Origin of the sequence: Bergeyella anatis, assembly GCF_036016955.1 — a bacterium.
Lineage (GTDB): Bacteria > Bacteroidota > Bacteroidia > Flavobacteriales > Weeksellaceae > JAYWXI01.
Map to the genome: position 1 here is coordinate 1 of NZ_JAYWXI010000064.1, position 1,204 is coordinate 1,204.

General features: G+C 33.0%; 1 protein-coding gene and 2 pseudogenes. All 3 read right to left on the reverse strand.

All coding sequences use genetic code 11. The features are described 5' to 3' along the window. Nucleotides 1-239, reverse strand: a pseudogene (locus tag VQ048_RS12185) (type VI secretion system Vgr family protein); the annotation flags it as partial. Between the two features lie 43 nt (nucleotides 240-282). Beyond that, nucleotides 283-798, reverse strand: coding sequence for a type VI secretion system TssO (gene tssO, locus VQ048_RS12190; protein WP_327611927.1), 516 nt, complete (start codon nucleotides 796-798; stop codon nucleotides 283-285). Between the two features lie 30 nt (nucleotides 799-828). Beyond that, nucleotides 829-1,204 (reverse strand): annotated as a pseudogene (locus VQ048_RS12195) (hypothetical protein); the annotation flags it as partial.

The window sequence follows — 1,204 nt, forward strand, 5'->3', positions numbered from 1 at the left end:
AAAAGTAAGCGGGATTGACGCATTAAAAATCCATAGAAGTCATCTACCACTTCATCGGATACAATAATGGTAAATTCATCGTGCTTGCCTGTGTATTGATGTATCTCTACCTTAAAATGCTCTCGTTCCAAAAAAGGTTTGCCACCTATATAAAGCGTGGGCATCACCACGGGGTTATTCACATCGGCTAAAAAGTCTTGATAGGTCTTGATGTGAAGAGGGTGGTCCGGATTATTCAAAGGATTATTAGTCATAGTATTTGAGATTACATAGTATTATTACTTACTGTACTTGATACAATTGTTTACATATCTCTAAATCAATTTTAATTTTATCATACTCTTCTTTAAGTGCCTTATTGATAGTGCTAAGACTGTCCATTGTTTTTTGCTCCGTTGAAAATTGTTTAAGTTGCTTCTTAGCATCTATCAACTGTTTATAGGCTATAATGGTATTATTGTACATATTCTTATTTTTCAGAGTATCTTTAGGTAATTGTTTATACATATCTGCCAATATTGACAAAGCCAATTTTTCATTAAAAAAATCATCTTTATACCCCGAAGTTCCTATTGAGTCCACAGCTGCTTTAACTTTTTCTAATTGATATGAGAAATTATCCTGTGTCTGCATTTCTTTTTCTATACGCTGATTTTCTCGCTTCAAAAGCATATTTTCCTCAAAAGGAAAAGCGATATTAAATGCCATAGCAAACATCAAAAGACCTACCGACAGAGTGAAGAACAAAATAAAAAATAGATAGGCTTTTCTTCTTTTATCTTTATTGAGTATTTCCATAATGAATTCTGTTTAGTTTTACAATAATTTTTAGTCTGCTAAGAAGGTTTTGCTTCGTCTTGGCTGAATAACCGCTTCATTTTCATCTGTAACTTCCGATACAAAAATACTTCCGTCTTTTTTCTTACCAATGTAATCTAAACGACTTAACATTGAGAATAACTCCTCCAAAGTACGCATAAAATTTTTGATTCTAAAGACTGCTACGTCCATCTGATTATGGTCATAATCGGTATTGATGACCTGGGTAAACAAAGATTCAAATTCACCTTGGGTAACATTACACCATTGGGCAAAATAATTTAACAACTCTTCTTTACCCACTCCTGAACGAGCATCTGTAAAATTTTTAAGTATCCTTGCCAAAGAAATTACCGATAATAACATATGTACAGGAGGCATATGT